Source organism: Streptomyces sp. NPDC002044, from assembly GCF_040296725.1.
Lineage (GTDB): Bacteria > Actinomycetota > Actinomycetes > Streptomycetales > Streptomycetaceae > Streptomyces > Streptomyces antarcticus.
Genome location: NZ_JBEOXU010000234.1, coordinates 1 through 6420 on the forward strand (window position 1 = coordinate 1; position 6420 = coordinate 6420).

Genomic DNA, 6420 nt, shown 5'->3' on the forward strand with positions numbered 1-6420 from the left:
CCCGCACCACGCGAAGCAGGGAAATCACTCCAAGGAACGACCAAAAGGAACTCGACCAGAACACCGCCCCACCACACCCCACAACCGCCAACCGCCAACCGCCAACCGCAAGCGGCAAGTCCGATACCCGCACCAGCCACAAGCCGAGCAAAAGCGAGGCAGGTCTACCAACCCCCCACAGCCGAAACACAAAACCACCGGCACATGAAGCCTGCGGCTCGCCCGCCAACGCATCAGCGTGCAGTTCGCCATGCTCCGCGACGGCACGTTCTACGAGCCCCGCCTCCCCCAAGCGGCGGCTGCCCGAACCAGCCCATGGGCAGGTCTGTTCCGGTCAACACCTTGTGCCGTCTGTCCACGCCGAGATCTCCGCGGTACCCCGCCGGACCGTTTCTTCCTCGTCCCGGGCGAGCTTCCCGCAGGCCGCAGCGACGTCCGGCACGCCGTCCGGTCCCATAAGCGCGTCATGCACCCCCGTCTGCAGCCAGTCGGCCTGGTTGTCGTCAGCCTCGACAACCGCGAGAGCGATCAGCCTCACCGCGGCCGCCGTCCCCATGCGGGCCAGGGCCTCTGCTGTCTGTCGCGTCACCGCAGTGTCCTCGACATCCAGCAGCAGCCCCACCAGCACTTCCGCAGCTTCAGCAACGTCAGCGAAGGAAGCAAGGTCACGCCCAGCGCGAGCACGTTGCGTCCACGAACGAGACGACGCCGCAGCCAAGGCCGACTCGAACCCACCCATCATCTCTGGCACGACCAGACAGTCTCATGCCTTGCGAAGAAGATCGACCCTCGGGCCAAGCCTGACCACACGCTTGACGAAGAACATAGAGGCACCCCCACCCCCGACGGTGCGCAGACCCTACCGAACGGCACGGCCAGTTCCTGATCATGACGGGTCCGCCAGTCAGCTCACCCGCCTGGCCCGCGCTGTCACCTGCTTGCTTCTCCGCCTCGATGAACTGAGCGGCCATCACCCGTCCACGGGAGATCAACGCAAGCGGCGCCAAGGGTGTTTACGCTGCGGCCGGCGAGAGCTCCCCCTCCGGTACCACCACCAGGAACGCGTCCCGCTCCAGGTCCATCACCACACTCGCCACCACACCCTGCGCACGATGCTGAGCCGCGAACTCCTCCGCCGGCCAGCTCCCTCGCGGCCCACCCGCCGGAAAGCACTCCAGTACCCTCACACCAGACACCTCAGCCACCTCCAACATCCGTGCCGTCCGCCACGTTTCACGCCTATACCCCGCGAACAGCCCGGCATCCCTCAACACCCCACCGAAGCCTCAGCAACCCAGGACGGACAAGACAACGGTGGGGCCGGGCCGGGCCCGGGGAGGGGATGCCACGCAAGGATCTGGTCTGGACCCGTACATGACCGACCGCGGCCCGACCTGACCGCCCGCACGGGCAGCACCCACGGCACCCACATCATGTGTCGTACGCCCGGACGTCGTCGCCAAGGGCGCGGACGATGTCCGCGGCGGCCTGGAAGGTATCCCGCGGTGCAGCCCGCCAGGATGTCGGCCAGGCTGATGAAGGTGCGCGGGGCGGAGGTCTGGTGGCCGTTCGGCGCGGCGACGAGGACCTTCGCGATCTTTCCCGTGCCGATGTCGGCCGGGTGGTGGGAGACCGCGGCTGCGTTCTGCAGCCCCGGGTGGGGGTCGGACAACACCTGCGCCCGCTCGGTGAACTGTGCCAGCGCGAAACCGGCCGCCACGGTGGTGCGCGCGTTGACCTCGGCGCCCCCGGGGGCGCCGAGCGCGGTGACCAGGCGGACCGGGAGGGCGTCGGGTGCGCCCGTACGGTGCGCCGCCGGACGGCCCGAGTCCACCGTCAGGTAGAGCACGGCAGACGGATCGGCGGGGCGCCGGTGCGCGACGCGGGACCGCCCCGCACCGTCACTACGGGCCCGGCCGAGGCGGCGCGGGGCGGATTCCTCCCCCTTGCCCGCCTGGTAGAGCGTGACCTCGGCCGAGGTGGCAGGGGTGTCTCCGCTGACCACGGTCTCGCTCTGCCGGGTCAGGGGCCGGGGTCCGGGCGGCCCGCTGGTCTGGTCGCTGGTCGCTTCGGCGAGTGTGGCGCCCGCTGACAGGGGCATCGGGGCGTCGACGGCCGCGGGGGTGAGGGGGCGACGGCGGGCGCAAGACCACTCCGTTCTCGAACGGGAACGGCTCACCTCGTCTGCCGTGACGGGTTCCCGGTCCCGAAGGGGCACCCAGCTTCCCGGACGCTCCACGGGCTCGGCCCCCAGGAACGCGACGCGGCGCCGTACGTGCGCCCAAGGGATGACGCGAACACGGCGACCGGAGTTCGTTCGCGGCCCTCCCGGCCGTGCCGTGCACCTGGCCCCCCCGGGGGGGTTCCGGATCCGGGAGGATGGAGCGCGCAGGGTACGGCGTACGGCGTACGGCGTACGAAACGCGAGGCGCGGAGGGCGGGGCGCGGCGACGGTCTCAGCCGGTGTACTTACGCCACAGTTTGACGGTCGTCTTCGGGTTGCTCGCGGAGTTGGACTTGTGTGTCGCCAGACAGCGGTACTGCTGGCCGAGGTGGACGACGCGGTCGTTCTCCTCGTACTGCCGATTGACTTTCCATTCCGAGAATCCTGCGGCCATGTGGAGACACCTTTCGCCGGGCCGGCTCGCTGCCGTCCCCCTCGAATCTTCGCATCATCCGAGCGGGTCGCCGTCCCGGCCCTGTCCGTACCGGGGCCGGCGCCCCCCTGCACGTGTGTGCGGCGGATGTCAGGTCGCGGTGGGGGCCTTCCCGGCTCCGGCCGGGGTGGGACGGACGGGACGGTGGCGGGAGACGGCGACACCTGCCAGGCAGATCGCGCCGCCGAGCAGTGTCAGCCAGCCGGGGACCTCGTCCAGGGCGATCCAGGCGATGAGGACGACGACGGCCGGTACGGCGTAGGTGGTGGCGCCCATCTTCCCGGCGGTGGTCCGGGAGAGGGCGTAGGTCCAGGTCGTGAAGGCCAGGGCGGTGGGAAAGAGACCCAGATAGATCATGTTGAGGGTGGCCGTCAGCGGGGCGTGGGGCAGCTGGGCGAAGAGCTGACCGGCGAAGGGGAGGGTGACCACGGTGCCGACGAAGCATCCGTAGGTGGTCACCTGGATCGGGCTCGCATACCTCAGGGCCGGCTTCTGTGAGACGACGCCCGCGCCGTAGGTGAGGGCGGCGACCAGACAGAGCAGGACGCCGAGCAGGGACGAGGCGCCGCCCCGGGAGGTCGACAGGCCCACCACCACCGCCCCCGCGAAGGAGACCGTCATGCCCAGCAGCAGCATGCGCGGGAAGCCCTCCTTCAGGAGCCAGCCGCCGAGCAGGGCGATCACGATGGGACCGATGTTCACGATCATGGCGGCGGTGCCGGCGTCGACCTCCTGCTCGCCCCAGTTGAGGGCCACCATGTAGAGGCCGAACCAAAGGACGCCGGAGGTGAGAATTCCGGGCCACGCCTGCCGGGGCGGAAAGGGAACCCGCTTGACCGCGAGGACGAGCGCGAGCGCGACCGAGGCCGTCAGCAGACGCCCCAGGGCGAGGGCCCCCGGGTCGTAGTGGGCCGCGGCGGCACGGATGGAGACGAACGCGGAAGCCCACAGCACGACGGTGAGGCCGGCCGCCAGCAGGGCGCGGTGATCGGTTCTGGGGTCACCAACCGTTTGATCCATGCGGGTCAACGTACCCACGCCACCGACTGGTTGCCCACACGGTTTCCACCGCGCGGAACATCTCGCGAACGGTGGCCGCGCGGGCCCGGGATACGGGGTGCGGCCTGCGGCCGAGCGGGGTGGCCTGGGCCCGTCACCCGGTTACGGAAGACGGGCCCAGGCTGCGGAAGACAGGCCCGCGCTACGGAAGACGGGCCCCGCCCCGGCACGCCCGGCCCCGTCGCCCTCCAGGGCGTGGCGGCCGTACGCTCGGGACGTGCGCGCGACGGCGCCACCACCGCCGGGCCGTCCGGCTACCCGGGCCCCGTCCCTCCGGCCCCGGCTGCCCCGGCGGACGAAGCCGGGGAAACCACGGAAGCCGTGGAAGCCACGGAAGCCGTGGAAGCAGTCGCGGATGAAACCGCGGGAGCGGAAACAGGTCCCGCGGCAGCGGCCCCGAACGAGGCCAGGTCCTCGCGCACGGCCCGGACCACCACGTCCTGGCGCTCGGCCAGGTAGAAGTGCCCGCCCGGGAAGCCTCGGAACGTGAACGCCCCCGCCGCCAGTTCCCGCCAGGCCATCGCCTCGGGCACGCTCACCCGCGGGTCCTGTTCGCCGCACAGCACGCTCACCGGAACGCGCAGCGCCGGCCCCGGTGCGCAGCGGTACTCGTCGACTGCCCGGTAGTCCCCGCGCAGGGCCGGCAGGATCAGCTCCTTGAACCCGTCGTCGGCCAGGAGCCGGGGGTCGGTGCCCGCCAGCGAGCCGAGTTGCGCCAGGAGGGCGTCGTCGTCCGGCGGGCAGGCGTCCTCGGCCCGCCGCAGCAGCGGGGAGCGCCGCCCGGAGACGATCAGCCCGCGCAGGGGTCCGGCCCCGGCCGGGGAACCGGCCCCGGCCGGGGAACCGGCCCCGGCCTCCGCCCCGGCCTCGGCTTCCGCCTCCAGCCGGCGGGCCAGCTCGAACGCCACCAGAGCGCCCATGCTGTGCCCGAAGAGCACCAGCGGGCCGTCCATCCACGGCCGGAGCGCCTGGTGGACCCCTTCCACCATGGCCCCGATGCTCCCCGGGACCGGCTCGGCGAACCGGTCCTGGCGGCCCGGGTACTGGACCGTCAGCACATCGGCGTACACGGACAGCGCCTGCGAGAAGGGGAAGTAGTACGAGGCATTGCCCCCCGCGTGCGGCAGGAGCACCAGCCGGGGAGCGGGTCCCGGCGGTGCGGGGTGGAACCGGCGGAGCCACGGGTCGGGCGCCGGCCCCGGGCGGCCGGCGCCCTCGGCGGTGGTGTGCGCGGTGGTCATGTCCGCTCCTCGAACTCGTCCGTCAGCAGCCGCTTCTTCTGCGGCTTGCCCATGGCGTTGCGCGGCACGGCGGTGATGAACCGGACCTCGCGCGGCCGTTTGTGTACCGACAGGTGCGCCGCGACGAAGTCGGTGAGCTCCGCGCCCGTGACCCCTTCGGCGACGACGAAGGCCACGATCCGCTGGCCCAGGTCGGGGTCCGGGGCGCCGACCACGGCGGCCTCGCTCACCCGGGGGTGGTCCAGCAGGGCGTTCTCGACCTCGCCCGCGCCGATCCGGTACCCACCCGACTTGATCATGTCGACGGAGGCCCGGCCCACGATCCGGTGGACGCCGTCCGCCTCGTCGACGGCCGCGATGTCACCCGTGCGGAACCAGCCGTCCTCGGTGTAGGCGGCGGCCGTCGCGTCGGGGCGGCCCAGGTAGCCCGAGAACAGGGTGGGGCCGGTCAGCTGGAGTTCCCCGATCTCCGCTCCCGGCTCGGCCGCGACGCGGGTCCGGATCCCCGGGAGCGGGGTGCCGACCGTGCCGGGCCGTACTTCGCCGCCCGCGCGGCCGCTGACGGTGATCAGCGTCTCGGTCATCCCGTACCGCTCCACCGGCCGGTGCCCGGTGAGGGCCTCCAGGCCGCGGAACACGGGGGCGGGGAGCGCGGCGCTGCCCGAGACCAGGAGCCGCGCTCCGGTCAGTGCGGCCGCCGCGTCCGGTTCGGCGGCGATGCGCGACCACACGGTGGGCACGCCGAAGTACAGGCTGCCGCCCGCCCGCGCGTACGCCTCAGGGGTGGGACGGCCCGTGTGCACCAGGCGGCTGCCCGTGCGCAGGGCACCGAGTACGCCCAGGACCAGCCCGTGTACGTGGAAGAGCGGCAGGCCGTGCACCAAGGTGTCCTCGGCGCTCCACTGCCAGGCGTCGGCCAGCGCGTCCAGGTCCGCCGCGATCGCCGCGCCGCTCAGCACGACGCCCTTGGGCGGGCCGGTCGTCCCCGAGGTGTACAGGATCAGTGCAGGCTCCCCGGACACGGGTACGGAGGTCTTCTGTGGCCCTTCGGTGCCGCGCCGGGCGAAGTCCGCCACGACCATCACCGCACCGGAGTCCCGCAGGATGTGCTCGCGCTCGGCCGGTCCGGCGTCGGGCGCCAGCGGGACGACGGGCACCCCCGCCAGCAGTGCGCCCACGACGGCGGCGACCGTCTCCAGCGACGGTGTCGCGCTCACCGCCACCGCCCGGGCTCCGGCCACGTCGGCAGCCACCCCTTGGGCCGCGCCCAGCAGTTGCTCGTACGAGGCCGAACGGCCGGCGACAGTGACGGCGTCCGCGCGATCCCCGTAGACACCGGTGAGGGCGGTCAGCATGGCGGCAACTCCCCTGACGAGACAGCGAAAAGTCTGCGGCCACAGCCTACGGGGACGATGCGGCCGCCCCGCACACACACCTCACCGCGGATCGGCGAATCCGCGGTG

The 6420-nt window shown here is 72.4% G+C and carries 7 protein-coding genes; all 7 read right to left on the reverse strand.

Annotation, left to right across the window (positions count from 1 at the left end; genetic code table 11):
* Positions 1–334: 334 nt before the first annotated feature.
* The 7 genes from ABT106_RS30430 to ABT106_RS30460 all read right to left on the reverse strand — a co-directional run bounded on the left by ABT106_RS30430 (position 335) and on the right by ABT106_RS30460 (position 6312).
* Positions 335–622, reverse strand: a complete 288-nt coding sequence (locus ABT106_RS30430; protein ID WP_351283855.1) for a hypothetical protein — start codon at positions 620–622, stop codon at positions 335–337.
* 391 nt (positions 623–1013) lie between these two features.
* Positions 1014–1214: a DUF8839 family protein gene (locus tag ABT106_RS30435; protein WP_351283870.1), complete on the reverse strand. Its 201-nt coding sequence runs from the start codon at positions 1212–1214 to the stop codon at positions 1014–1016.
* 53 nt (positions 1215–1267) lie between these two features.
* The gene (locus ABT106_RS30440) at positions 1268–2101 is read right to left on the reverse strand and encodes a hypothetical protein (RefSeq protein ID WP_351283858.1); all 834 of its coding nucleotides are present in this window, start codon (positions 2099–2101) and stop codon (positions 1268–1270) included.
* A gap of 355 nt (positions 2102–2456) precedes the next feature.
* A complete protein-coding gene (locus ABT106_RS30445; RefSeq protein ID WP_267719608.1) occupies positions 2457–2618 on the reverse strand; it encodes a carbohydrate-binding protein in 162 nt (53 codons plus the stop codon).
* Positions 2619–2747: 129 nt separating this feature from the next.
* On the reverse strand, positions 2748–3677 hold the full coding sequence (locus ABT106_RS30450; RefSeq protein WP_351283862.1) for a DMT family transporter: 930 nt from the start codon (positions 3675–3677) through the stop codon (positions 2748–2750).
* Positions 3678–3970: 293 nt separating this feature from the next.
* On the reverse strand, positions 3971–4957 hold the full coding sequence (locus tag ABT106_RS30455; protein ID WP_351283865.1) for a thioesterase II family protein: 987 nt from the start codon (positions 4955–4957) through the stop codon (positions 3971–3973).
* Positions 4954–6312: an AMP-binding protein gene (locus ABT106_RS30460; protein ID WP_351283867.1), complete on the reverse strand. Its 1359-nt coding sequence runs from the start codon at positions 6310–6312 to the stop codon at positions 4954–4956. The genes ABT106_RS30455 and ABT106_RS30460 overlap by 4 nt, the downstream gene beginning before the upstream one ends.
* Positions 6313–6420 lie beyond the last annotated feature (108 nt).